Genomic DNA, 23,595 nt, shown 5'->3' with positions numbered 1-23,595 from the left:
GGCGCGCGGCGCAATTTCGAAAATTCCATAATCCATTAATGAAGGCAGTATTCCATGGCCGATGAAGGCGACATCCTCACCGATCTCGATCTCGATCCAGCAGCAGGCGCGAACGGGGCGGACAACCAGCCATCGGTCGGTTTCCTGACGCAATATATCAAGGATCTCTCGGTCGAGAATCCCAACGCCCCGGCATCCTTCCAGTGGAACGAAGCGCCGCAGGTCGATCTGCAGCTGAACATCGGTGCGACCGAAGCCGGCGACGGCGTGCACGAAGTGGAAGTGCGCGTGAACGCGAGTGCCAAGGCCGATAGCGGCGTGCTGTATGCGGTCGAACTGATCTATGCGGGTCTGGTCGCGGTGCGCAATGTGCCGGAAGATCAGGCACACGCGTTTCTTTATGCAGAGGCCCCGCGCATCCTGTTCCCCTTCGCCCGCGCCATCGTGGCCGATGCAACACGCGATGCCGGTTTCCAGCCACTCCTGCTCGATCCGATCGACTTCAACGCGCTGTATATGCAGCGTCTGCAGCAAAAGGCGCAGGAAGAAGCACAGGCAGGCGGCGCGGCGGGCGATCCGGCGGGCGCGGCCTGAGTGAAAGGGCCGGATGCGGACGCCGATAGGGGCATAACCGCATGAGCCTGCTCAAAAACGTTGGGACGATTGGCGGGCTGACTGCGGTCAGCCGCGTCTTCGGCTTCGTGCGCGATATATTGATCGCGCGCGTGCTGGGCGCGACCGCCATGGGCGATGCATGGCAGCTCGCCTTCACGCTGCCCAACATCTTCCGCCGCCTGTTTGCCGAGGGGGCGTTTGCCAGCGCATTTGTCCCGCTGTTCAACCGGCGGATGAAGGAAGATGGCGACGTCAGCGAAGCGCGGATGTTTGCCGAGAACGTGCTCGCGGTCCTGCTACCGATCCTGATCGTGTTCGGCGCAGCGGCGATGATCGCCATGCCCTGGGTGGTCGGGTTCTTCGCGCCCGACGGGTTGGCGAACGATCCCGATGCGCTGGCCATTGCGGTCTTTATGGGCCGTGTGACCTTCCCCTATCTGTTGTTCATGAGCGTCGCGACGCTGATTGCGGCGGTGCTCAACTCTTTGTCGCGCTTTGCTGCGGCTGCGGCTGCACCCATCCTGCTGAATATCTGCCTGATCGCTGCGCTCGCTTACGGGCTGAGCCTTGGTGATAGCGCCGAGGCCCGCTGGACTTCGGCGCAGGCAATGGCGTGGGCGCTCTCGCTATCGGGCCTGCTGCAAGTTGTCTGGCTGGGCGCTTTCATGCGCCGCGCTGGATTCAACCTGTCACTGGTCGCACCAAAGCTGACCGGCGGGGTGAAGGAGCTGGGCGTCCTTGTGGTCCCGGCCATTTTCGGTGCCGGCGTCTACCAGATCAGCCGCTTCGTCGACCTGTTCTTCCTCTCCACGCTGGAGGTCGGCAGCTACACCTATCTAGCGATGGCCGACCGGTGGAACCAATTGCCGCTCGGCATTATCGGCATTGCGCTGGGCACGGCGATCCTGCCGGCCCTGTCGCGGCATCTTGGCCGTGAAGAGGGTGATGAAGCATCCCGCCTGCAATCCAACGCGATAGAGCTCGCCATGCTGCTGACCGTGCCATGCGCCGTGGCACTGTTCTTTACCGGCGCCGGCTTTGTCCAAGTGTTTATGGCTGGCCAGAACTTCACCAATGAAGACGCTTTAATGACCGGCCTGGTGGTTCAGGGGCTCGTGCTGGGCCTTCCCGCTTATGTGTTGGTGAAAGTGCTCACCCCCAATTTCTTCGCCCGCAAGGATACGCGAACCCCGGTGGTGACGGCAGCGATCTCGCTGATCGTCACTGTCGGGCTGAACATCGTGCTGGTGCCGCGCATCGGAGTGGTAGGGCTGGCTGTGGCGGGGGCAGCCGGGGCATGGGTCAATATTCTGCTTCTGGGCGGGATCCTCTACACGAAGAACTACTACCGCATTTCCGCCAGAACGCTGGGGCGGGTGGCCCGCATCTGCGTGGCGGCAGCGGCTATGGGCGTGGCTCTCTGGTGGTTGACCGGGCAGATCAGCCCGTGGTTCACTGGCTCCGTGCTGGATCAGGCATCGGCCATCGGTGCCATCATGGCAGTCGGCGCTGTGACCTACGCCCTTCCCGCCATCGCGCTCGGCGTGCTTGACCGCGCCACAATCACGCGGCTTATGCGCCGCCAAGGCTAATCCTCTCACCCGATTCTTCAGGACACACACCATGCGAGTCGTCTCGGGCATCCAGCCCACCGGTAATCTCCACCTCGGCAATTATCTGGGCGCGATCCGCAACTGGGTGCGCATGCAGGATGCCATGGAGGAGGGACAGGAGTGTTTCTTCTTCCTCGCCGATCTGCACGCCATCAGCCAGCCGCATGATCCGGCAGAGCTGAAGCGCGGCACGTTGGAGATGGCCGCTGCGCTGGTTGCTTGTGGCATCGATCCGACGCGCTCCACCCTGTTCAATCAGGCGCAGGTCCCCGCCCACGCAGAGCTGCAATGGCTGCTCAATGGCACGGCGCGGATGGGCTGGCTCAACCGCATGACGCAGTGGAAGGACAAGGCGGGCAAGAACCGCGAAGGCCAGTCCGTCGCCCTGTTCGGCTATCCCGTGCTGCAGGCGGCCGACGTGCTGCTGTATCAGGCGACGCACGTGCCGGTGGGCGAAGACCAGAAGCAACATCTGGAGCTGGCCCGCGACATCGCCCAGAAATTCAACAATGATTTCGCATCAGAGGACGCGCCGGTCTTTACGCTCCCCGAACCGACCGTGCCGCCGCAGGCCGCGCGGATCATGTCGCTGCGCAATGGCAGCGCGAAGATGAGCAAATCCGACCCATCAGAAATGAGCCGGATTGCGCTGGTTGATGATGCCGATGCAATCATGAAGAAGGTCAGAAAGGCCAAGACCGATCCCGAACCCCTTCCCTCAGAAGAGGCCGGGCTGGAAGATCGCCCCGAAGCGCTCAACCTCGTGACGATCTATGCCGCACTGTCCGATACCGATGCCGCATCGGTGTTGCGCGATTTTGGCGGCGAGGGATTCGGCAAATTCAAGCCCGCGCTGGGCGAGCTCATGATCGACAAACTCAGCCCGATTTCGCAGCGGCTGCGCGAATTGCTCGCTGACCCTGAAGAAATCGACGCGATTCTCGCTCGCGGTGCGGCGAAAGCGCGGGAAAGCGCCGCACCGACTCTGACGGCGGCCTATCAGGCGCTGGGCCTGCTGCGACATTGACGGCCGCCCATCGGCCCGCGTGCCTGCTATGGCCTTGATTTTTCAGCTATAGAAGGAACATATTGACGGCGTGGCGGGTTCAATTACCGTTCACAACGCGGCGTTATAGTCGCAAATACCGATGGCAGGCGCGATGCAGAACGGGTGGGCTTAGCTGCGTCATCTGCCGACACAAATTAAAGGGCCGCCGTCATGAAAACTTCAACCAGCAAACGCCTGATGCGCTTTGCCGCAGCACCATTGTTGCTTGCGGGCCTGTCAGCCTGTGCCACCGGCTTCAATGCCGATGTTTCGCGCTTCGCGACGCAATTGCCGGCACCGCAGGGGCAGACCTTCGCCGTCGTGGCGGATGATCCGGCGCTTGCGGGCGGGCTGGAGTTCTCGCAATATGCCACGCTGGTTGGTGCGGAAATGCGCGAGCTTGGCTACACTCCAGCAGCTTCGCCCGAAAACGCCACACTGCTGGTGCGTTTTGACTATGGCGTCGATCAGGGCCGCGAACGCGTGCGCAGCACGGGCTTTGGCGCCGATCCGTTCTACCGCCCGTGGATTGGCTACAGCCGCTTCCACCGCGGGTTTTACCGCGACCCATTCCTCCGCCATCGCGGTTTCTACCGGCCCCGGGGCGCGTGGGGCTACGGCTTCTATGATCCTTGGTTCGGCGGAAATGAGGTACGCAGCTATACGGTCTATACCAGCGGCATCGATATGAAGATCGATGATACCGCGACCGGACAGCGGCTGTTCGAAGGCAAGGCGCAGGCCCTGTCGACCAGCAACCGCCTGCAATATCTGGTGCCCAATCTGGTCGACGCCATGTTCACGGATTTCCCCGGGCAGTCGGGCGAAACCCTGCGCATTTCGATCAAGCCGGAACAAACGAAAGTCCGCCGGGTTAATTAACCTGATCGGCAACGAAAGAGCGCTTCGGGTCGCATCGACGCGCTTCTAAGGGCGAACTTGCAAAAGCAGGTTCGCCCTTTTCGTATTTGGCGCAGATTTAGAACGAAGGGGCTAGAGAGAGGCGGAGCCGCCGGTCGAACCGAAGCCGCCGGCGCCGCGCTCTGTATCGTCCAGAGCGTCTACTTCCTGCCACTCACCCTGCGTCACGGGCGCAACCACCAGCTGGGCCACCCGGTCTCCGCGCGCGATGGTGAAGTCCTGCGTGCCGTGATTAATCAGAATCACTTTGAGCTCGCCGCGATAATCGGAATCGATCGTGCCGGGCGTGTTGGGCACGGTGATCCCGTGTTTCAGCGCGAGTCCGGAGCGCGGGCGCACCTGAATTTCATACCCCATTGGAATGGCGACCGAGAGGCCGGTCGCCACCGCATGGCGCGCACCTGGCGCGATGACGGCGTCCTCTGCGGAGACCACGTCCATCCCCGCTGCACCTTGGGTGGCATAGGTGGGCAGGTCGAGGCCTTCCCCATGGGGCAGGCGTTTCAGCTGGATAGCGACCGTTGTCTCAGTCATCGGTATTGCCTTCTTCCAGAGCCTCGACAATCCGTTCCACCAGAAGGCGCGCGACATCGTCCTTCGCCAGTTCGGGCAAATCCTCAACCGTCTTGCCGCGCACGATGTGAACCTGATTGTGGGTGCCGCCCATCACGCTGTCGCCGACGGGGCCGGAGACGTCATTGGCGACAATCCAATCGACGCCCTTGCGCTTGCGCTTGGAAATCGCGTTCTCGATCACGTCATTGGTCTCTGCGGCAAAGCCGATCAACAAGCCCGGGCGGCGTTTGTCAGCGGCGAGATTGGCGAGAATGTCCGGGTTCTCTTCCAGCAGCAGTGCAGGCGGCGCGCTGCCGCGTTTCTTCATCTTCTGGTCGGCCACATCGCGCGTGCGCCAGTCGGAAACGGCTGCGACCATCACCGCGACATCGGCGGGCAAAGCCGCACGGACCGCCTCGTTCATCTCGCGGGCGGATTCCACATCGATCCGGTCCACGCCCGGCGGCGTTTCCAGATGCACCGGACCGGCGACCAGTGTGACCTGCGCGCCGGCAGCGGCGGCGGCGGCGGCGATGGCGAAGCCCTGCTTCCCGCTCGACCGGTTGGCGATGTAGCGCACAGGATCGATTGCCTCGCGCGTCGGCCCGGCGGTGATGAGCACATGCTTGCCATAGAGCGGGCGATGCTCCGGGTTGGCATCGAACGCAGGTTGCCCCGCCAGCGGATCGGCCTCCAGCGGTGTTTCTTCGACAAGAGGCTCCGGCTTCTGGCCGCCCGTTCCCGTGGCAACTTCGTGATTGATCGCATCGACATCGGTCGGCGGGGCGGACAGCGCCTTGCCCTTGCTGGCCAGCAGCGGTGCGGCCGGTACAGGTGCCGTTTCAGGTGCAGGAGAGGTTGGATCGGTTTCAGCCTCGTCGAGCTCTGTTTCGCCCCAGTCGGCTTCGTCCTCCGGCGGCTCCTCATCCTCTGGGATATCGCCTTCCGGTTCCTCCCACTGGGCGTCGAGCTCTTCCTGAGAACGCCGCGCCGTGGTGCGCGGGATAAGCGACGAGAGCAATCCGCCCAGTCCGCCGCCCCGCGCTGTCTCCTCAACTTCATCCGCCGCAGACGCACTGCCGCGGTTCGTCGCCAGCAGCGATTCTTCGCCCTGATCGATATCGAGTTGGCGAGCAATCTCGCGCCAGACATCCACCGGTTCGGGCAAGCGGCCGGGGCCGAATTCGCCGCATGCCATGGCGCCGGTGTCGGGCTCCATCACGGCTACGCCAGCCTCGCGCAGCCAGCCAATATTGCGCTGGGTTGCCTCGTGCTGGAACATCCGGACATTCATCGCAGGCACGGCCAGCACCGGCTTGTCCGTCGCCAAGATCAGCGTGGTCGCCAGATCGTCGGCAATTCCGGCGCTCATCTTGGCCAGCATATTGGCGGTGGCCGGGCACACGACGACCAGATCGGCCTCGCGGCTCAACTGGATATGGCCCATCTCGACTTCGTTCTTGAGATCCCAGAGCGTGGTGTGAACTTCGTTCTCGCTTAGCGCTGCCAGCGCCATCGGGGTCACGAACTGCGCGCCGCCATCGGTCAGCACGCAGGTAACGTCGCCGCCATTCCTGCGGATCAGTCGCACCAGTTCGCAAGACTTATAGGCCGCGATGCCTCCGCCAACGACCAGCAGAATGCGCGGGCCGGTATCGGTCCCAAGCGCGGTCATGGCTTCGCCGCCGCTGGCAAAATTGCAAGTTTGGCCACAACGCCATCCCCCATATGCTGTACCCGCGTCAGCCTAGCGGGGCTGCGCGTGCGGTGGAAGTCTTGGCTGGGGAATGGTTACGATTTGCCTAGCGCGCCGCCCCGACGGCCTGTAGCGTGGCGGCAAACACAATTGGGGGATCGCATGCGTTTGTTTCTTTCGGCTCTGCTGTTTGTAATGGGGCTGTTCTATCTATTCGTGGGCGCGGGCTTTATCGTGAACCCGGTAGCAGCGGGTGGTGACTTTGGCCTGATTGCAGACGGGAATTCCGGCCTGGCGACGATGCGCGCCGATATGACGGCGTTTTTCTATGTTGGTGGCGGGGCAATGATCTGGGGCGCATGGCAACGGCGCGGGGATCCCTTGCTGGTATCCGCCGCCCTATTCGGCATCGCGTTTATCGGGCGTTTTGTGAGCGTGTGGGCCGATGGCCGGTTTCAGTATTGGGCGGGCTTCATGCTGATCGAGCTGGTCACCGTGCTCGTCTGCCTGATTGGCTGGTGGGTGTTGCCCGTGCGCAAGCCGATCAGCGAAGCTATCCGCGAAGCGTAGCGCCGTCAGCCAATCCAGCCCAGCGCCAGCGCGCCCGCTCCGATTGCTGCGGAGATTATGTAGCCCGCCCAGCTTCCGCCGGCGGACTTTTCGCGTGCGCGGCGTTCCCACATCAACTCGATTTCCGGCAGCGGTGCTGCTTCGGGCGCACCACCCTTGGCCGGGAAGCGGTCCTCCACGCGTCGCACAAGATCGGGCAGGCGCAGCAGGGTGCCGAGGTTTTCCTTCACCGCATCGGCCATCGCCGCTTCCGGTCCCAACTCGTCCCGGATCCAGCTGCGCACATAAGGCGCGCTGACGTCCCACATATTGATCTGCGGGTTCAGCTGGGTCGCGATACCCTCCACCATCACCATGGTTTTTTGCAGCAACAGCAAATGCGGCTGGGTCTGCATGTCGAAATCGCGGGTGATGGCGAACAACCCGTCCAGCATCTGGCCGACCGACAACTCGCTCACCGGCTTGCCGCGCATCGGCTCACCCACAGCGCGCAGGGCGGTCGCAAACTCGCCGACATCGTGGTGGCTGGGCACATACCCTGCTTCGAAGTGAATCTCAGCCACACGGCGGTAATTGCCCGTCGTCAAGCCATAGAGGATTTCCGCCAGCCATTGCCGCGCGCGCCGGTCGATGCGGCCCATAATGCCGAAATCGATTGCCACGATGGTTCCGTCCGCCTCCACGAACAGGTTCCCCTGATGCATGTCGGCATGGAAGAACCCGCCACTGATCGCCTGCGTCAGGAACGCCAGCACCAGCCGCTCGGCCAGTTCGGCGGGATCGTGCCCGGCGGCAATCAGATCGTCGCGGCGCGATATCTTTATGCCGTCGATCCATTCGATGGTCATCACCTTGCCATTGGTGCGGTCCCAGTCAATTGTCGGCACCCGAAAGCCGTCAAAGCCGTGCATGGCCTCGGCCAGTTCGCTGGCGCTGGCGGCCTCGCGCCGCAGATCGAGTTCCGAATTGGTCCAGCGCTTGAAATTGGCAATCGTCAGAGCCGGGCGCAGGCGGGCGGCCTCCCCGCCCATCGCCTCGACATGCGCAGCAGCCCATTCATACGTGGCAATGTCGCGGGCGAATTTCTCGCGGATACCGGGGCGCAGCACCTTCAAGGCGACCTCCCGCCCGTCGCTGGTCATCGCGCGGTGAACCTGCGCGATGGAAGCCGCGCCGACCGGATCGGGATCGATGCTGGTGAAAAGCGTATCGAGCGGCTGCTCGAATGTTGCGGCGACCGCGTTTTCGATTTGCTCGAAAGCGACCGGAGGCAGATTGTCTTGCAGCGATAGCAGGTTCTGCGCCGCCTCGTCCCCCACCAGATCGGGCCGCGTGGCGAGCGACTGGCCCAGCTTGATCGCCGCAGGCCCGATGGCGCGAAACGCCTCGGCATAATCGGGCGTCTTGGGCTGCATCGTGCCCAGCCGCGCGAGACGGGTCAGCCTGCGCACCGGATCGGGCGTGTTTGGATCGCTTTCGATCCCGCGCAGCGCGCCATGCCTGGCAGCGGTCCGGCCCCATTTCAGAAGCCGCCAGATATGTGTTGCTGGTCTCGTCACCCGGCTAAATCTTCCAGCCGGAATGGATCGCCACAGCCCCACCAAGGATCGGCTCCACCTTCGTCTGGGCAAAGCCTGCATCGCGGATCATCCGCTCGAACGTTTCCATCGGGGGGAAGCGGCGGATCGATTCGGCGAGATAGCGATAGCTGTCCTCGTCATCCGCAATCAGTCCGCCGATTTTGGGCATCAGCTTGTGCGAATAGGCGTCGTAGATTTCCTTGAAGCCCGGCCACTGCGTGCTGTTAAATTCCATGCAGTAGAACCGCCCGCCATGTTTCAGCACGCGGTGCGCTTCTGCCAGCGCGCGGTCGATATGGGTCACGTTCCGGATGCCGAAAACGATGGTGTAGGCGTCAAACTGCCGGTCAATATAATCCAGCTCCTCGGCATTCTGGCGGCTCCACACCAGCCCATCGACCCCGCGCTCCATCGCGCGTTCTACGCCCACATCCAGCATTTCCTGATTGATGTCGGCCACGGTAATTTCTGCGCCGCTGGGCACCATGCGAAAGGCAATGTCACCCGTGCCGCCCGCCATGTCCAAGATCGCCTCGCCAGCCTGCGGTTTGACCCGGCGCACGAAGCGGTCCTTCCACAGCCGGTGCATCCCGCCCGACATGGCGTCGTTCATGATGTCGTATTTCTCGGCAACCTGCGAAAACAGCGCGCCGACGCGTTCGGTTTTCTCCTCCACGGCGATATCTTCATAACCGAAGGAAGCGGTGCTCTTTGCAGGTTCTGTCATAGGGTCGCGCCTTAGGAGGAATTGCGGGGATGGCATAGTGGTCTTGCGCAGGGGGTGATAGGGGAACCTGTTGCTTCTTATTTGACGCGGCAAGAGGAAGGCGGTTCCAGCCCACTCCCCCTCCCAGCCACCCGATCATGCCTTGGTAGGGTATCGGGTGGCTGGGAGGGGGAGTGGGCCGGCACCGTCATACGGCGATCAATCCCTTGCCTCCGCGCCACATCTGTAGAAGAGCCGGAAAAATATGCCCGAGCTCCCCGAAGTAGAAACTACGGTGCGCGGCCTTGCGCGGTTCCTGCAGGGGCAGCGGATTGTGCGCGTCGCGGTCAACCGGCCCGATATGCGCCGCCCCTTCCCACCCGATCTGGTGCAGGCGCTGACGGGTGCACGCATCAATTCTCTGGGGCGCCGGGCCAAATATGGTTTGCTCCATACCGACCGCGACCGGACGATGATCTTCCATCTGGGGATGAGCGGGCGCTGGCGCATCGATCCCGAAGCACCGGACAAGCACGACCATCTGGTGCTGGAGACCGCCGACCACCAGTTTGCCCTGTGCGATCCGCGCCGGTTCGGCTGGGTCGATCTGGTCGATACGCCCGCGCTCGATCAATGGCCTTCTTTCGCCGCGATGGGTCCGGAGCCGCTGGGCGACCTGCTGACCGCGCGTCATTTGCGAAGTGCTTTCAAGGATCGCAAACAATCGGTGAAGCTGATGCTGCTGGATCAGCGGATCGTTGCAGGGCTCGGCAATATCTATGTGTGCGAGGCGCTGTGGCGCGCGGGGATCAATCCGCGCAAGGCCGCCGGACGGGTATCGCTCAAGGCGCTGGAGCGGCTGGTCCCCGAAATCCGCAGCGTGCTGGAGCAGTCGATTCGTGACGGAGGTTCGTCTTTGCGCGATTACGCCCGACCCGACGGAGAGCTGGGATATTTCGCCACGCGCTTTCACGTCTATGGCCGCGAGGGCGAACCCTGCCACCGCGAAGATGGCGGCGTAATCCGGCGCTTTACGCAGGGCGGGCGCAGCACCTGGTATTGTCCGAGGTGTCAGAGGTAGGGGGGAGTTCGGAGCGACGCGCTCTGTGGCCCGCACGTTTGTTTTCTCGCCTCACGGCGAATCCGGTGCCGGCCCGTCTCCCCCTCCCAACCACCCGATCATTCTCCGATACGGTATCGGGTGGTTGGGAGGGGGAGCCGGGCTGGCACCGCAAGGTTCGGACGGAAGTCCGAACCGCACCAAACAAACATTGACGATTCGACTCATCCCACTTATGTGCCCCGCTTCACGGCGTTTCTGCGCCGCTTTTTCGTATACACGAGACAGTTTCATCGGGCCGACCAACCAGCGGCCAGACATCAAGGACGACCATGGCCAACACGCCGCAAGCCCGCAAACGTATCCGCCGCAACAATCGCCGCGCCGAAATCAACGGTGCGCGCATGAGCCGCATTCGCTCTTACCTGAAGCAGGTCGAAACCGCTCTGGAAAGTGGCGACGCGAAAGCAGCGGCAGAAGCTCTGCACACCGCCCAGCCCGAACTGGCTCGCGGTGTCGCGCGCGGCGTGATGCACAAGAACACAGCCGCTCGCAAAATGAGCCGTCTGTCAAAGCGAGTCGCAGCGCTCTAACCGCTACCGACTTTGGTCGGTAACGTAGAAATACGAAGGGCCGCCGGCTTCCGCCTGGCGGCCCTTTTTGCGTCTATGACATGCGTGTGACAGCGCGCGGCACGCGAACCCTAGGATTTCCCGCGATTCGCGGCCCCTGCAAAGGGAATGTTGTTGGTAAACAGTCTGTTAAACGCACGCCTGCGGTGTTGCGGCGTGTCAATTTCTTTATTTCATATTATTTACAGTTCTGCGCTTGCGACTCATCGCGGGACCCTCTTTAAAGGGCTCAGCGCTGGCACGGGACAGGCCGGCACTTACAAACGGAATGACGGGGGGGAACCCCGAAACGCCTGTTTCGGGTCAAGGCGAAGCTTTGCCTGTCAATAAGACGAGAACAGCCGGATCGAAGGCGATTCCGGTAACGGAGAGGGTGCGCGCATATGGCAAGTGGTAGCGGTAATGGTTCGGCACGCAGAAAAGGGGCCGAGCCGGAAGATCAGGATGCAGTGAACCTCGCCGCTGACTGGTCCGATATCAGCGCCGGCCTGCGCAAGGATCTGGGCCATCAGCTATTCAGCCAGTGGATCAAGCCGATCCAGCTGGGCGGCATCGATGCCGAAACCGGCGTGCTCGATCTCTACATGCCTACCGAATTCAGCGCGAATTGGGTGAAGGACCGCTTTGCCGACCGGCTGACGCTGGCGTGGAAGATTGCCCGCAGCGAAATCCGCAGCGTGAATATTCAGGTTCATCCGGGCCGTCGCAAACTGGCCGACCTGCCGCTGGGCGATGGTCGCCGTCCGGCTAATGACGGGATGGATATCGGCTCCATGCTGGCAGGGGCAGGTACCACGATCGGCGATGCGGGCTTTACCAGTTCGGTCGGGCTTGACCCGTCGCTGACACTGGCTGCATTCATCACTGGCGAAACCAACATTCTGGGTTTCAACGCGGCGCAGCGCATGGCCGCCACCGAAACACCGCAGTTCAGCCCGCTTTATCTGAAGGCCGCGACCGGTCAGGGCAAAACGCATTTGCTGCACGCCATCGGCCACCAATATCTGGCCACCCATCCCCGTGCGCGCATTTTCTACTGCAGCGCAGAGCGGTTCATGGTCGAATTCGTTCAGGCGCTGAAATCGAACCAGACGATTGAATTCAAGGCCCGCCTGCGCAGTTTCGATCTGCTGCTGGTGGACGATATCCAGTTCATCATCGGCAAGGCGAGCGCTCAGGAAGAGCTGCTGTACACCATCGATGCGCTGCTGGCCGAGGGCAAACGGATCGTCTTTGCCGCCGACCGTGCACCGCAGGCACTGGACGGTGTGGAGCCGCGCCTGCTCAGCCGCCTGTCGATGGGTCTGGTCGCGGACATCGCGCCAGCCGATATCGAGCTGCGCAAGAAAATCCTCGAAAGCAAGCTGACCCGGTTCGCGCCGCTGGCTGTGCCCGAAGACGTGATCGACTTCCTCGCCCGGACCATCACGCGCAATGTCCGTGAGCTGGTCGGCGGACTGAACAAGCTGATCGCCTATGCCCAGCTGACCGGCCAGGTCGTCTCGCTGCAACTGGCGGAAGAGCAGCTGACCGATATCCTGTCGGCCAATCGCCGCCGGATCACGATCGACGAAATCCAGCGCACGGTCTGCCAGTTCTACCGCATCGACCGCAGCGAAATGAGCAGCAAACGCCGCGCCCGCGCGGTGGTGCGCCCGCGGCAGGTGGCGATGTATCTTTCCAAATGCCTGACCCCGCGCAGCTACCCCGAAATCGGCCGCAAATTCGGCGGGCGCGATCACAGCACAGTCATTCACGCGGTGCGCCTGATCGAAGATCTGCGCCAGCGCGATGCCGATATGGACGGCGATGTGCGGAGCCTGCTGCGGCAGCTTGAAAGCTGAGAGGTTTTTGTTTTGCGACCCCGCATCCGCGGGTTCGTCCTCGCTAGGTGCGACCGAACGAATCCTGCAAGACTAGCGCAGGTCTCGGCGCCCTTAGGAGACGACAGCGCGCGACCGCGCGCCGGCCGGTAGGCCGGAAGCCTGAGGGAGCAAATGCGACCGCCGGCGCTTGAGGCTAAACAAACAATCGACACCATTCCCACAGGCTCTAAACAGCTTATCCATGAGCTTGTCCCCAGCCCGCACCGAGCGCTTCGCCCGCCATATTGTCCTGCCGGAAATCGGTGGAGCGGGTCAGGCGGCGCTGGCGCAGGCGCATGTGGTGCTTGCCGGACTTGGCGGGATAGGCGCGCCGGTGCTGCAATATCTGGCAGGCGCTGGTGTGGGGCAGTTTACCTTGCTCGATGATGGCGATGTCGAGGCGAGCAATCTCCAGCGCCAGACGATCTACACCGAGCGCGATATCGGCCATGGCAAAGCAGTGTCCGCACGCCGCTGGGTGGCGAATTTCGACCGCGAGCTGCAGGTGCGGATCGAGGATGCGCGGATCGGCAGCGGCAACGCCCGCGAACTGGTCGGCGGCGCGGACCTGGTGATCGACGGGACCGACAATTTCGCCACCCGTCTTGCCATATCCGATGCCTGCGTAGCGGTGGGCGTGCCGCTGCTGTCAGCCGCCGTGGGCCGCTTTCAGGGGCAGGTCGGCGCCTTTGCCGGGCACCTGCCCGATCAGCCCTGCTACCGCTGCTTCGTCGGCGATGCCTTTGACGCGGAAGACTGCGACACCTGCGCCGAGGACGGCATTCTGGGCGCAATGGTCGGCTGGACCGGCAGCTTCGCCGCGATGCAGGCGGTCCGGGTGCTGCTGGACGGCAAGGCCACATTCGGGGACCCGCAATGGGGCAAACTGCATCTTATGGATGGCCTGAAGCCGGGGATGCGGACGCTGACGATTGGGAAGGATGCGGCTTGTGGCGGGTGTGCTGGGAATGCCCGTTAGCCTCTAGCCTTGCGCAACAAGATTAGGCATCATACCCAAAGAAATGAGCTCCCTTAACAGCGATCCCCAAGGCCAGATGCACCGCAACAATAAGGAGAGCGGGGCAATCGCGTTTGGCGTAGTCGGGGGTAATGTTGCTCTTGGCTTGGTTTCGCTTGCCGTCATCCCCGTCGGGCTTTTATTCGGAACTGGCGATTACCTTGCTGCAGTATACGCGGTCGTTTTTGGGGGAACTTTTCTTTTCGCGCGACGACTTAGAAAATCCTCGAGGAAGGGAACGAAGCGTCGTTTTCTGGGCGCTTGGATTGCGTACTGTTCACTTATTCTATGTGTGATAGCGAGTTTCATGGCTGTTGTGCTTCTCTTCCAACCGGGGGGCTGGCGCTGACATCGCTTACATGAGCTTTAGCAACCTGTCCGGCGATTATGTCGTAAGAACCTCCCCCACCCACTCAGGCACCAGTTCCCCCGCCCTGCCGTGGCGCGATTCGTCGAACCAGTGGGAGCCTTCGCTGGGTTCCAGATTGAGCTCCAGCGTCTGTGCGCCGTGGCCCTTTGCCTCCTGCACAAAGCCTGCTGCCGGATAGACTGCGCCTGAGGTGCCGATGGACACGAAGAGGTCGCACGACGCCAGTGCGCGGTAAATACGGTCCATCTGGTAGGGCATCTCACCGAACCACACGACATCGGGGCGCAGCGCCTTGGCCGCGCAAGCCGGACATGGCGGCCCCTCGATCAGCGTGCCGGTCCATCGATGGCGCGCCTCGCATATTGCACACAGCGCGCTCAGCAGCTCCCCGTGCATATGCAGCGGAGAGGCGCCCGCCCGCTCGTGCAGGTCATCGACATTCTGGGTGACCAGCAACAGTTCGCCGGGAAATTCGCGCTCCAGCCGTGCCAGCGCATGGTGGGCGGGATTGGGCTCGACCTCCTGCACCGCCGCGCGGCGCATGTCGTAGAACCGCTGCACCAGCTCCGGATCGCGGGCGAAGCCTTCGGGTGTGGCGACATCCTCCACCCGGTGCTGTTCCCACAGCCCACCAGCGTCACGGAATGTGTCGATGCCGCTTTCGGCGGAGATGCCTGCGCCTGTCAGGATGACGATGTTCTCAATGCTTCGGGACAAACCCCCACCTCCGTTCGGGCTGAGCTTGTCCAACCCCTGCACTTTCTTCTAGCGCAGGGCATGGGGTAAGGGCGATCCTTCGACAAGCTCAGGATGAGCGGGAGTGAATGTGGCACGTATCGGTATCATCGGCAGCGAAGGGCGCATGGGGCAGGCGATTGCCGACGTGCTAGGGTCTTCGGAGGAACATTCCCACGCAGGCGGCGTGGATGCCCATGACCAAGGGGGCGGCGATGTCGCGGCGTTGGCGGACCGAAGCGATGCGCTGGTCGATTTCTCTGCCCCCGCCGCGCTGGAGGGCAATCTGCACGCCGCCATTGGAGCGGGCATCCCGATCCTGATCGGCACCACCGGGCTGGAGGCGGCGCATTTCACCGCGATCGACAATGCCGCCCGCGCTGTGCCGGTTTTGCAGACGGGAAACACATCACTGGGCGTCACGCTGCTGGCGCATCTGGTGCAGGAGGCCGCCGCAAGGCTTGGCCCCGATTGGGATATCGAGATTGTCGAGATGCACCACCGGATGAAAGTCGATGCGCCGAGCGGTACGGCGAAGCTGCTGGGCGAGGCGGCTGCGACGGGGCGCGGCATTGATCTGGCGGACCACACCGACAGCGGGCGCGATGGAAACACCGGCGCGCGTCCTACAGGCGCGATCGGTTTTGCCGCTCTGCGCGGCGGAACGGTGGCGGGCGACCATTCGGTCATTCTGGCCGGCGAGCAAGAGCGCATCACCCTGTCGCATCTGGCTGAAAACCGCAGCATCTTCGCCCGCGGTGCCGTTCGCGGAGCCGCATGGCTCGTCGAACGAGAACCGGGGCGCTATTCGATGAACGATGTGCTCGGTATTGGCTGAAAACGGTTCAAAGGTATAACTCCATGGCAATAACATTCGATCCCCAAGCTGCGACGCGCAGCCTTATCGACGGGCTGGGCGCGGAAGCGCTGGCCAAGTCCGAAGCGTATACGACCGGCAATCACTGGTTGCTGCTTTGGGGCATTGTGGTCTCTGCCGTGATCGCGTGGCTGGTGATCAAAAGCGGCGTGTTGGACAAAGTTTTCGCCAAATTGGAATCGCGCGCCCTCTGGCTGCGGACCTTGGCGGTGGCGGCCACCTATCTGGTGGTCAGCGCGCTCATTTCGCTGCCGTGGTCGATCTACACCGACTGGTACCGCGAAACCCAATATGATCGCACCAGCCAGCCGCTCGGCGATTACCTCGCGCAAGGTGGGATCGGCATGGTCATTTCCACCATCATCGGCGCGCTGTTCCTACTCGCGCTGTACGCGCTGATCCGCCGCACGGCGCGGTTGTGGTGGGCGTGGAGCGGCGCGCTGGTGGTCGGCTTCCTCGCCTTTGTCCTGCTGCTCTCGCCCATAGTGATCGAACCGCTGTTCAATGACTTCCAGCCGATTCCCGAAGGCGAAGTGCGCGACGCCGTGCTGGCCATGGCGGAGGAAGCGGACATTCCGGAGGACCGCATCTTCGTGTTTGACGGTTCGCGCCAGTCCAACAATTTCACCGCCAACGTCTCCGGCATTGGCGGCAGCGCGCGGATCGCCATCAGTGATGTGGCGCTGGGCGAGGCTTCGCTGGACGAGGTCAAGGCGGTGACCGGCCACGAGATCGGGCATTATGTGCTGGGCCATGTCTGGCGCTCGGTTCTGGTGCTCAGCGGCACGGCAATCCTCGTGCTTTTCCTGACAGCAAAACTCTATCCCGCCGCCGCGCGCCTTTTCGGTAGCAAAGCACCGATTGACGATATTCGCGGCCTGCCGGTGCTGGCCTTCGTTGCGGGCGCACTGGCGACGCTGGCGAGCCCGATTACCAACACGCTGACCCGTGTGGGAGAGGCGGAGGCCGATGCCTATTCGCTGGAAACCGTGGGCCTGCCCGATGCGCTGGCAGGCGCGCTGATCAAGACGGCAGAATACCGCTACCCCCGCCCCGGCGCGCTGGAGGAAATGATCTTCTACACGCACCCGTCGGTCGAGAACCGCATTCTGAGGGCGATGGAGTGGAAGGCGGCAAACCTTCAAGAGGCCGGCCCGTCCGCCCCTGCCGAATGACCCCCGAATGACCAAGGACCAGATCTTCGAGTTTTTCCGGCGGCTGGCGGAGGACAATCCCGAGCCGGAGACCGAGCTGGAATATGGCAATGCCTACCAGCTGGTCGTGGCCGTCGCTCTTTCGGCACAGGCGACCGATGTCGGGGTAAACAAGGCGACCCGTGCGCTGTTCGAGAAAGTCACGACGCCGCAGCAGATGCTCGATCTGGGCGAGGACGGACTGAAGGAGCACATCAAGACGATCGGCCTGTTCAACTCCAAGGCCAAGAACGTCATCCTGCTCAGCCAGCTGCTGGTGGACGAATATGGCGGCGAGGTTCCGGACACGCGCGATGATCTGGTGCGCCTGCCGGGCGTGGGCCGCAAGACGGCCAATGTCGTGCTCAATTGCTGGTTCAAACAGGAGACCTTCGCGGTCGACACACACATCCTGCGGGTCGGCAATCGCACCGGTCTGGCCAAGGGCAAGACGCCCGAAAGCGTCGAGGCCAAGCTGGAAAAGCGCGTGCCCGGGCCCTTCCGCCTGCACGCCCATCACTGGCTGATCCTGCACGGCCGCTATGTCTGCAAAGCCCGCACGCCGGAGTGCTGGCGCTGCGGGCTGGTGGATCTGTGCAGCTTCCGCAAGAAAGTAACGGAACCGCGCGGGGCCGCGAAGAGTTTGAAAAAGGCAGGCTGAACCGCCGCATTATGGTATGCTGCGCCCCTGCATCACAGGAGGTCGCGCACTATGTCATCCCCAATGTCGCACAAGTCCCGCTCCATTCTTCGCCCGCTCGTCCCGCTGGCCGCGCTGCCGCTGGTTGCGGCCTGTGCGGCTTATGAGGAAGATACCGATTTCGTCAGCGACGCCCCGGCAGCGCGCGTGGTGGGCGAGCCGGTCAGCTGCCTCAACCACAGCCGCATCCGCTCAACCCGCGTGCATGATGACCGGACCATCGATTTCGTGCTGACCGGCGGCGACATCTACCGCAACACGCTGCCCCGCCGCTGCCCACGACTGGGCTTCGAGGAAGCAATTTCCTACGACGTGCGCGGCGGCCAGTTGTGCAGCCCGGACATCATCTACGTGCTCGACCGCATCGGCGGCGGAGTGCAACGCGGCGCAGGCTGCGGACTGGGCGAATTCGTGCCGGTGGAACTGGTGGAGGAGGATGAGGGCTGAGCGGCGAGCGCAAGCCTACCCTGCCAAGACAAGGGCCCATCCGGCTTCGTCCGCTGGATCATGCGCCAGCAGGCATTTAGCGCTTAGCGGCACAAACATTGCGGCGTGATCCGGTGAGCTTGGGCAGGATTCCAATCAATCCAGCTGGTTGGCGATCAATCCAACGGCTTGAAATACCGCGCCACAGGCCATTGCTGGTAGCCCATGGATTCATAAGTTTTTCGAGCTGGCGCATGGCCTTCATCGCCGATCGTCTCGACCATCATCATTGACATGCCGCGCTCCTGCACGACCGCTTCCGAGTGGTCGATCAGTGCGCGTGCAACTCCTGCGCGCTGCGCACCGGGCGAAACGGCGATGATGTGGATTTCACCCATCGAATCTTCGGCGTGAATGCGAATCCCGACGAAACCGGCGACTCTGCCATGTGACGTGGCGACCCAAAACAGGTCAGCCTCCGTTTCGAGCAAAGCCGATACGTCCGATTTCTGGCGCGGCATCCACCCATTGGGAAAAAAGGCACGAAGCACAAACTGTGGAAGCTGTGTTTCGCTTTGCGCAAAGACAGGCCCCCAAGCCTCCTCGGTTATGTGTAACAGAGCGTCGCGGTGCTCCGCGCCGTAAGGGACGATCTCTAACTCCGACATACTCTAAACATCATCCGCGCTGATCATTTCCTCGCGGTCGATCTCGCCCACCATCACCGCCACCGTGGTCGCAATTGCGGCGTCTCCGCTGACATTGGTGGTGGTGCGCATCATGTCCATGATCCGGTCCACGCCTGCGACGAAGGCGATGGTTTCCAGCGGCACGCCCACCGCGCCGAACACCAGCGCCATCATGATCAGCCCTGCGCCGGGAATGCCCGCCGCGCCGATGGCCGCCAGCGTGGCGAGGATCGAGATCAGGAAGTAGTCGCCCCAGGTCAGATCGACCCCAAAAATCTGCGCGCCGAACAGCGTGGCGAGGCCCAGATACATCGCCGTGCCGTTCATGTTGATCGTCGCGCCCAGTGACACGACGAAGCTGCTGACTGACGGGCTGACCCCCAGATTGCGCTGGGTGCAGCGCAGCGTCACGGGCAACGTCGCGTTGGAACTGGCGGTGGAATAGCTCACCGCCATGGCGTCCACGATCCCGCGGAAGAAATGCCGGACCGGCAGCTTCGCGACAAATTTGATCAGCGAGGAATACATCACGAAGATGATCAGAAGGCAGCCGAGATAATTGAGGCCGACCAGCTGGGCGAGGCTGACCAGCGCATCCAGCCCCAGCGTGCCGGCCACCCATGCCATCAGCGCGAAGACGCCGAAGGGGGTGAGTTCCATCACGATCAGGGTCACCTTCTGCATGATGATCGCGCCGCTATCGAAGATCTTCTTGACCGGCTCTCCGTCCTTCTCCGCCATCAATATGCCGATCCCGATCAGCAGCGCGAAGACGATCAGCGGCAGAACCTGCGCATCGGCCATCACCTGCACCGGGCTTTCGGGGATGATCGAGAGGATCATGTCCACGGCGGTGGTTTCATTGGGCTCGGGCGTTTCGCCCTTGCTGATTGCGCTGACATCCACGCCCGCACCGGGGGCGAAGATCGTCCCCATGGTCAGGCCCATCCACACCGCAATCTGGCCGGTAATGACGAACAGCAGCATGGCACGCCCGCCGACCGCGCCCAGCTTGCGCAAATCGCCAATCGCGGCGACGCCGGCTACCAGGCTGAAGAAGATCAGCGGGACGACCAGCATCTTGATCGACTTGATGAAGAAGTCGCCGATCCACTTGATACTTTCCGCCTCCGGCCCCCAGGCCCAGCCGGTCAGGATGCCGAGGATGAGCGCGGTGACAACCCGCTGCCACAGCGGAATTTCAAACCAAGTGCGAAGCAAGTCCAATCCCCCAAACCATCGTCATTGCGAGGAGCCGCAGGCGACGCGGCAATCCAGAGCGCAGGCCCATGGATTGCCGCGCTACGCTCGCAATGACGCGTGTTCAGGTCAAGCGTTCAATACGTCCGATGCCCCCGTAATCGTCGCCTAATCTAAACCCAATCGTCACCCCGGACCTGATCCGGGGTCCCGCTTGTTTGAGGCACCGCGCCTTGCCAGAAGTTAGCTGGGCCCCGGATCAGGTCCGGGGTGACGGGTCATGTTAGTTGGAGAGCGCCGCTTCCGCGATGCGCCGGTAAATCCGCGCCAGCACGTCGAGATCGGCCACCGCGACAGCCTCGTCCGTCTTGTGCATGGTGGCGTTGACCAGCCCGAATTCGATCACCGGGCACACAGCGCGCAGGAACCGCGCATCCGATGTCCCGCCGGTGGTGGAGGCCTCGGGCGCACTACCCGTTTCCGCTTCCACCGCAGCGGCAATGATATCCGAAAACTCGCCCGGCGGGGTCAGGAACGGTTCGCCGGAGATAATCGGCTTCGCCACGCCGCCGTGTTTGCGCGCAATAGCGCCGACCTTTTCGGAGAGAGACGCGCCCGAATGCTGGTCGTTGAAGCGGATGGAAATGCGCGCCTCGGCCTTCGCGGGAATCACATTGTGGGCCATATTGCCCACTTCCAGATCGGTGATCTCCAGATTGCTCGGCTGGAACCAGTCGGTGCCCTCGTCCAGCACCAGCGCATCCAGCTCGGCCAGCATCGCCACCAGCTTGGGGATCGGATTGTCGGCCAGATGCGGATAAGCGACGTGGCCCTGGCTGCCCTCGACCTCCAGCCAGATATTGACCGAGCCGCGCCGACCGATCTTCATCATATCGCCCAGCCGGTTCACGCTGGTCGGCTCGCCGACAAGGCACAAATCGGGCTGCTCGCCCACCTCGCGCATGTAGTCGATCAGGGCGCGGGTGCCGTGCAGCGCGGGGCCTTCCTCGTCGCCTGTGATGATGAAACTGATCGTGCCAGCCTCGGCGGGGACATGAGCAACCGCATCGACCATGCAGGCGATAGAGCCCTTCATGTCCACCGCGCCCCGCCCGTAAAGCAGGTCGCCCCTCACTTCAGGCGCGAATGCTTCGCTCGCCCAGCCCGAACCGGGCGGCACCACATCCAGATGCCCGGCAAAGCTGAAATGCTTCGATCCTTGCGGCCCGCGCCGGATCGCAAACAGGTTCTCGACCGGAGCTTCCGGCGTGCCCTTCGCCCCCTGCCCACGCGTGAAGCGGTGCACCGCAAAGCCCAGCGGCTCCAGCATGGCCTGCATTTCATCGAACACGCTGCCAGTGGCCGGGGTGACACTGGGCGCGGCCATCAGGCGCTTGGCAAGGTTGAGTGCTTGGGACATATTTGCCTCGCTATCAGGAGGCTGCGATCATGCCAAAGATCGATTTGAACGAAATCGAAAAAACCAATGCGACAGGCTATCCGCCGCCGTTCGATGCGGATGTTGAGGGGCGCTGGTATCGCCGCCTAGCGCCGCCTGCGGGCCTCACCAAACTGGGCGCGAGCCATGTGACACTGGAGCCTGGTGCCTATTCCTCGCAGCGGCACTGGCACCGCGGGCAGGACGAGCTGGTGGTGATGCTCTCGGGCGAGGCCGTGCTGATCGAGGATGGCGGAGAGACACCGGTCGGCCCCGGCGATGTGCTGGCCTTCCCGGCAGGCGAAGAAAACGGCCACCGGCTGCATAACCGCTCCGGCGCGCCCTGCGTGTTTGTCGCCATCAGCGCCGGTCCGCGCGAGAGGGATTCGGGCGAGTATCCCGATATCGACATGGTGTTCGACGCGGACGGTTACGCCCGCAAGGACGGCACTCGGTATGACGCGGAGCGGATACCCTAACGGCGCTCAGGCTCCGGCAGAGGGCCCGGGGCGAACGCCTCGTCCAGCAAGCGCGCGATGCGCAGGCCCGCCTGTGTCACCCGGCGCTCGGCAATCGGGATGGATGCGGCAATATCCTCCTGCGTCAGAGCGGTTTCCTCCGGCAGATCGCCCTCACACGGGTCGCAGCCGAAGGCCCTCGGATAAATAAAGTCGCGCGCAATCTGCCAGCTTTCGCGGCCCCAGTCAGCGGGACCGCCGGTTCCCAGCTCGGCCCGTTCCGCAGCAGAATAGCGCCGCACCAGCGCAGGCCGCGCGGCGGTGATCGCGCGTTCGGCCAGCGGGCCGTCCCAGATCCAGTGCAGGTTCATGCCCGGCACGATGCCATAGGATGCCGTGCGGTCATTCCCGCCCCGGTCGCCCAGATCGCCGGAATGCAGCGGCATGTGAATATCGCCCGCGAAATGCACCATGAAGGCCAGTGCCTCCAGCCGCACATTCGCAGGCAGGCTCTCATCGGCCAGAATGCGGTGATTGCGGCTAATCTGTGCGCTGACGCATGATCCGCCGCCACAGTTCTTGCGCGCGTCATATTCTTCGGTGATCGGCTCGGTCTGATAATGCCACGCAGCGGTGTAGCCCCAGCGCCAGTAATCGCGGCGCACGCAATCCGGCCAGACGCTCGCCTCGGTGATGGTGGACAGCGCGCAGTCGGGCGTGCCCAGCAGCGCCTCTGCAGCGAACAGGCGGTTCATCGCCCGGCGGCTTTCCGGCGTAATGTTGGCCAGAGCGATTTCGCCCGTCACGCCGTGCGCGTAGAAGCCCCACGCCTGCGCGGGGGCGGCCTGCACCAGCGCCAGCAAGACCGCACAGGCGCCCGCGAAAGTTGCGGCTATTCGGCGGCGATGCTGTCGTATTGTTCCAGCACCCATTCTTCGTCCTCCGCAGCGGCGATCCATTCGGCCAGCCATTCGTGTTCCCACACCGCTTGCATATACCCCTCGGCAAAACCGGGGACCTGAAAACCGTACGTCAGGAAGCGGCTAACCACGGGCGCGTAGAAAATATCCGCCGCGCCAAAGGTGCCGAACAGGAACGGCCCGCCAGCGCCAAAGCGCGCCCGCGCCTCTGCCCACAGGCCCAGAATACGCACGACATCCTGCCGCGTCGCCTCGCTGATCTGCGCGCCCTGAAACCGCTTGCGCACATTCATCGGGCATTCGCTGCGCAAGGATCCGTAGCTGGAATGCATTTCCGCCACCATCGCCCGGGCCATGCCGCGCGCGGTGTCATCCTTGGGCCAGAACCGGTCGCGCCCGACCTTGTCGGACAGATATTCCATGATGGCGAGACTGTCCCACACCACGGTTTCCTCGTCCCACAGGATCGGCACCTTGCCGTGGCTGGGCGAGAGGCCGCTATCGTCCTGCTTGGCCTGTTCCCACTGCTCGCCGAACAACGGCACGAGGATTTCCTCGAACGACAGGCCCGACTGCTTGGCCGCCAGCCATGCGCGCAGGCTCCAGCTGGAATAGTTCTTGTTGCCGATGATGAGTTTCATGCGTCGTTCCACCTTACGCCAGTTGCGGCAGGGGCTAGCCGTTCAGCAATTTCCTGTCGAGCCTGAATG

At 63.0% G+C, this 23,595-nt stretch carries 24 protein-coding genes; 14 read left to right on the top strand and 10 right to left on the bottom strand.

Annotated elements, in window-relative coordinates; all coding sequences use genetic code 11:
• The first annotated feature begins 54 nt into the window (after positions 1-54).
• The 4 genes from secB to ACFCW2_RS07885 all read left to right on the top strand — a co-directional run bounded on the left by secB (position 55) and on the right by ACFCW2_RS07885 (position 4,158).
• Positions 55-594 (top strand): protein-export chaperone SecB, encoded by a 540-nt coding sequence (secB, locus tag ACFCW2_RS07900; RefSeq protein WP_379545460.1) that lies wholly within the window; start codon positions 55-57, stop codon positions 592-594.
• Between the two features lie 41 nt (positions 595-635).
• Complete coding sequence (murJ, locus tag ACFCW2_RS07895; protein ID WP_379545458.1) at positions 636-2,207, top strand: murein biosynthesis integral membrane protein MurJ; 1,572 nt, start codon at positions 636-638, stop codon at positions 2,205-2,207.
• A gap of 31 nt (positions 2,208-2,238) precedes the next feature.
• Positions 2,239-3,255 carry a tryptophan--tRNA ligase gene (gene trpS / locus ACFCW2_RS07890; RefSeq protein ID WP_379545456.1) on the top strand — a complete coding sequence of 339 codons (1,017 nt, stop codon included), beginning with the start codon at positions 2,239-2,241 and terminating at the stop codon, positions 3,253-3,255.
• A gap of 192 nt (positions 3,256-3,447) precedes the next feature.
• The gene (locus tag ACFCW2_RS07885) at positions 3,448-4,158 is read left to right on the top strand and encodes a DUF4136 domain-containing protein (protein ID WP_379545454.1); all 711 of its coding nucleotides are present in this window, start codon (positions 3,448-3,450) and stop codon (positions 4,156-4,158) included.
• A 111-nt stretch (positions 4,159-4,269) separates the two neighbouring features.
• Here the strand turns inward: ACFCW2_RS07885 and dut are convergent, their stop codons facing one another.
• Positions 4,270-4,731, bottom strand: coding sequence for a dUTP diphosphatase (dut, locus tag ACFCW2_RS07880; RefSeq protein WP_379545452.1), 462 nt, complete (start codon positions 4,729-4,731; stop codon positions 4,270-4,272).
• Positions 4,724-6,427 carry a bifunctional phosphopantothenoylcysteine decarboxylase/phosphopantothenate synthase gene (locus tag ACFCW2_RS07875; protein WP_379545449.1) on the bottom strand — a complete coding sequence of 568 codons (1,704 nt, stop codon included), beginning with the start codon at positions 6,425-6,427 and terminating at the stop codon, positions 4,724-4,726. Before ACFCW2_RS07875 ends, dut begins: the two co-directional genes overlap by 8 nt.
• Positions 6,428-6,610: 183 nt before the next feature.
• Between ACFCW2_RS07875 and ACFCW2_RS07870 the strand changes: the two genes are divergently transcribed.
• Positions 6,611-7,018: a DUF4345 family protein gene (locus tag ACFCW2_RS07870; RefSeq protein ID WP_379545447.1), complete on the top strand. Its 408-nt coding sequence runs from the start codon at positions 6,611-6,613 to the stop codon at positions 7,016-7,018.
• Positions 7,019-7,023: 5 nt separating this feature from the next.
• On the opposite strand, the gene ubiB is transcribed toward ACFCW2_RS07870, so the two are convergent.
• On the bottom strand, positions 7,024-8,577 hold the full coding sequence (gene ubiB, locus ACFCW2_RS07865) for a 2-polyprenylphenol 6-hydroxylase (RefSeq protein ID WP_379545445.1): 1,554 nt from the start codon (positions 8,575-8,577) through the stop codon (positions 7,024-7,026).
• Between the two features lie 4 nt (positions 8,578-8,581).
• Positions 8,582-9,325 (bottom strand): class I SAM-dependent methyltransferase, encoded by a 744-nt coding sequence (locus ACFCW2_RS07860; RefSeq protein WP_379545443.1) that lies wholly within the window; start codon positions 9,323-9,325, stop codon positions 8,582-8,584.
• Positions 9,326-9,569: 244 nt separating this feature from the next.
• Here ACFCW2_RS07860 and mutM point away from each other — a divergent pair, with 244 nt between their 5' ends.
• The 4 genes from mutM to ACFCW2_RS07840 all read left to right on the top strand — a co-directional run bounded on the left by mutM (position 9,570) and on the right by ACFCW2_RS07840 (position 13,840).
• A complete protein-coding gene (gene mutM, locus ACFCW2_RS07855) occupies positions 9,570-10,385 on the top strand; it encodes a bifunctional DNA-formamidopyrimidine glycosylase/DNA-(apurinic or apyrimidinic site) lyase (protein ID WP_379545441.1) in 816 nt (271 codons plus the stop codon).
• Between the two features lie 311 nt (positions 10,386-10,696).
• On the top strand, positions 10,697-10,957 hold the full coding sequence (rpsT, locus tag ACFCW2_RS07850) for a 30S ribosomal protein S20 (protein ID WP_379545439.1): 261 nt from the start codon (positions 10,697-10,699) through the stop codon (positions 10,955-10,957).
• A gap of 422 nt (positions 10,958-11,379) precedes the next feature.
• Positions 11,380-12,840: a chromosomal replication initiator protein DnaA gene (gene dnaA, locus ACFCW2_RS07845; RefSeq protein ID WP_379545437.1), complete on the top strand. Its 1,461-nt coding sequence runs from the start codon at positions 11,380-11,382 to the stop codon at positions 12,838-12,840.
• A 223-nt stretch (positions 12,841-13,063) separates the two neighbouring features.
• Positions 13,064-13,840 (top strand): HesA/MoeB/ThiF family protein, encoded by a 777-nt coding sequence (locus ACFCW2_RS07840; RefSeq protein WP_379545434.1) that lies wholly within the window; start codon positions 13,064-13,066, stop codon positions 13,838-13,840.
• Positions 13,841-14,264: 424 nt separating this feature from the next.
• On the opposite strand, the gene ACFCW2_RS07835 is transcribed toward ACFCW2_RS07840, so the two are convergent.
• The gene (locus ACFCW2_RS07835) at positions 14,265-14,966 is read right to left on the bottom strand and encodes an NAD-dependent deacylase (RefSeq protein ID WP_379545432.1); all 702 of its coding nucleotides are present in this window, start codon (positions 14,964-14,966) and stop codon (positions 14,265-14,267) included.
• Between the two features lie 109 nt (positions 14,967-15,075).
• Here ACFCW2_RS07835 and dapB point away from each other — a divergent pair, with 109 nt between their 5' ends.
• The 4 genes from dapB (at position 15,076) to ACFCW2_RS07815 (ending at position 18,201) form a co-directional block, all read left to right on the top strand.
• A complete protein-coding gene (dapB, locus tag ACFCW2_RS07830) occupies positions 15,076-15,822 on the top strand; it encodes a 4-hydroxy-tetrahydrodipicolinate reductase (RefSeq protein WP_379545430.1) in 747 nt (248 codons plus the stop codon).
• 23 nt (positions 15,823-15,845) lie between these two features.
• Positions 15,846-17,036: a M48 family metallopeptidase gene (locus ACFCW2_RS07825; protein ID WP_379545428.1), complete on the top strand. Its 1,191-nt coding sequence runs from the start codon at positions 15,846-15,848 to the stop codon at positions 17,034-17,036.
• Between the two features lie 7 nt (positions 17,037-17,043).
• Positions 17,044-17,715: an endonuclease III gene (gene nth, locus ACFCW2_RS07820; protein ID WP_379545426.1), complete on the top strand. Its 672-nt coding sequence runs from the start codon at positions 17,044-17,046 to the stop codon at positions 17,713-17,715.
• A gap of 63 nt (positions 17,716-17,778) precedes the next feature.
• The gene (locus ACFCW2_RS07815) at positions 17,779-18,201 is read left to right on the top strand and encodes a hypothetical protein (RefSeq protein WP_379545424.1); all 423 of its coding nucleotides are present in this window, start codon (positions 17,779-17,781) and stop codon (positions 18,199-18,201) included.
• A 155-nt stretch (positions 18,202-18,356) separates the two neighbouring features.
• Here ACFCW2_RS07815 and ACFCW2_RS07810 read toward each other — a convergent pair whose 3' ends face one another.
• The 3 genes from ACFCW2_RS07810 to dapE form a co-directional block, all read right to left on the bottom strand.
• Positions 18,357-18,848: a GNAT family N-acetyltransferase gene (locus ACFCW2_RS07810; RefSeq protein WP_379545422.1), complete on the bottom strand. Its 492-nt coding sequence runs from the start codon at positions 18,846-18,848 to the stop codon at positions 18,357-18,359.
• Between the two features lie 3 nt (positions 18,849-18,851).
• Positions 18,852-20,090 carry a dicarboxylate/amino acid:cation symporter gene (locus tag ACFCW2_RS07805; protein ID WP_379545420.1) on the bottom strand — a complete coding sequence of 413 codons (1,239 nt, stop codon included), beginning with the start codon at positions 20,088-20,090 and terminating at the stop codon, positions 18,852-18,854.
• Positions 20,091-20,352: 262 nt separating this feature from the next.
• Entirely contained in the window at positions 20,353-21,489 is a 1,137-nt protein-coding gene (gene dapE / locus ACFCW2_RS07800) for a succinyl-diaminopimelate desuccinylase (protein ID WP_379545418.1), read from the bottom strand.
• 29 nt (positions 21,490-21,518) lie between these two features.
• Here dapE and ACFCW2_RS07795 point away from each other — a divergent pair, with 29 nt between their 5' ends.
• Positions 21,519-21,986 carry a cupin domain-containing protein gene (locus ACFCW2_RS07795; protein ID WP_379545416.1) on the top strand — a complete coding sequence of 156 codons (468 nt, stop codon included), beginning with the start codon at positions 21,519-21,521 and terminating at the stop codon, positions 21,984-21,986.
• On the opposite strand, the gene ACFCW2_RS07790 is transcribed toward ACFCW2_RS07795, so the two are convergent.
• Both ACFCW2_RS07790 and ACFCW2_RS07785 read right to left on the bottom strand, forming a co-directional pair.
• On the bottom strand, positions 21,983-22,897 hold the full coding sequence (locus ACFCW2_RS07790; RefSeq protein ID WP_379545414.1) for a S1/P1 nuclease: 915 nt from the start codon (positions 22,895-22,897) through the stop codon (positions 21,983-21,985). The genes ACFCW2_RS07795 and ACFCW2_RS07790 overlap by 4 nt on opposite strands.
• Entirely contained in the window at positions 22,858-23,526 is a 669-nt protein-coding gene (locus tag ACFCW2_RS07785) for a glutathione S-transferase family protein (protein ID WP_379545412.1), read from the bottom strand. Before ACFCW2_RS07785 ends, ACFCW2_RS07790 begins: the two co-directional genes overlap by 40 nt.
• Between the last annotated feature and the right edge of the window lie 69 nt (positions 23,527-23,595).

It is taken from the genome of Qipengyuania algicola (genome assembly GCF_042492175.1).
In the GTDB taxonomy this organism is placed as follows: domain Bacteria; phylum Pseudomonadota; class Alphaproteobacteria; order Sphingomonadales; family Sphingomonadaceae; genus CAJXSN01.
This window is presented reverse-complemented; position numbering and strand designations above follow the sequence as displayed.

Excerpts from the sequence above, each read along its gene's own strand:
- mutM (WP_379545441.1), top strand. The coding sequence starts at position 9,570 with ATGCCCGAGCTCCCCGAAGTAGAAACTACGGTGCGCGGCCTTGCGCGG.
- nth (WP_379545426.1), top strand. The coding sequence starts at position 17,044 with ATGACCAAGGACCAGATCTTCGAGTTTTTCCGGCGGCTGGCGGAGGAC.
- dut (WP_379545452.1), bottom strand. The coding sequence starts at position 4,731 with ATGACTGAGACAACGGTCGCTATCCAGCTGAAACGCCTGCCCCATGGG.
- ACFCW2_RS07790 (WP_379545414.1), bottom strand. The coding sequence starts at position 22,897 with ATGGGTGCTGGAACAATACGACAGCATCGCCGCCGAATAGCCGCAACT.
- trpS (WP_379545456.1), top strand. The coding sequence starts at position 2,239 with ATGCGAGTCGTCTCGGGCATCCAGCCCACCGGTAATCTCCACCTCGGC.
- ACFCW2_RS07840 (WP_379545434.1), top strand. The coding sequence starts at position 13,064 with ATGAGCTTGTCCCCAGCCCGCACCGAGCGCTTCGCCCGCCATATTGTC.
- dnaA (WP_379545437.1), top strand. The coding sequence starts at position 11,380 with ATGGCAAGTGGTAGCGGTAATGGTTCGGCACGCAGAAAAGGGGCCGAG.
- dapE (WP_379545418.1), bottom strand. The coding sequence starts at position 21,489 with ATGTCCCAAGCACTCAACCTTGCCAAGCGCCTGATGGCCGCGCCCAGT.
- ACFCW2_RS07870 (WP_379545447.1), top strand. The coding sequence starts at position 6,611 with ATGCGTTTGTTTCTTTCGGCTCTGCTGTTTGTAATGGGGCTGTTCTAT.
- ACFCW2_RS07825 (WP_379545428.1), top strand. The coding sequence starts at position 15,846 with ATGGCAATAACATTCGATCCCCAAGCTGCGACGCGCAGCCTTATCGAC.
- ACFCW2_RS07810 (WP_379545422.1), bottom strand. The coding sequence starts at position 18,848 with ATGTCGGAGTTAGAGATCGTCCCTTACGGCGCGGAGCACCGCGACGCT.
- secB (WP_379545460.1), top strand. The coding sequence starts at position 55 with ATGGCCGATGAAGGCGACATCCTCACCGATCTCGATCTCGATCCAGCA.
- ACFCW2_RS07885 (WP_379545454.1), top strand. The coding sequence starts at position 3,448 with ATGAAAACTTCAACCAGCAAACGCCTGATGCGCTTTGCCGCAGCACCA.
- ACFCW2_RS07795 (WP_379545416.1), top strand. The coding sequence starts at position 21,519 with ATGCCAAAGATCGATTTGAACGAAATCGAAAAAACCAATGCGACAGGC.
- murJ (WP_379545458.1), top strand. The coding sequence starts at position 636 with ATGAGCCTGCTCAAAAACGTTGGGACGATTGGCGGGCTGACTGCGGTC.
- ACFCW2_RS07785 (WP_379545412.1), bottom strand. The coding sequence starts at position 23,526 with ATGAAACTCATCATCGGCAACAAGAACTATTCCAGCTGGAGCCTGCGC.
- ACFCW2_RS07860 (WP_379545443.1), bottom strand. The coding sequence starts at position 9,325 with ATGACAGAACCTGCAAAGAGCACCGCTTCCTTCGGTTATGAAGATATC.
- ACFCW2_RS07875 (WP_379545449.1), bottom strand. The coding sequence starts at position 6,427 with ATGACCGCGCTTGGGACCGATACCGGCCCGCGCATTCTGCTGGTCGTT.
- rpsT (WP_379545439.1), top strand. The coding sequence starts at position 10,697 with ATGGCCAACACGCCGCAAGCCCGCAAACGTATCCGCCGCAACAATCGC.
- ACFCW2_RS07815 (WP_379545424.1), top strand. The coding sequence starts at position 17,779 with ATGTCGCACAAGTCCCGCTCCATTCTTCGCCCGCTCGTCCCGCTGGCC.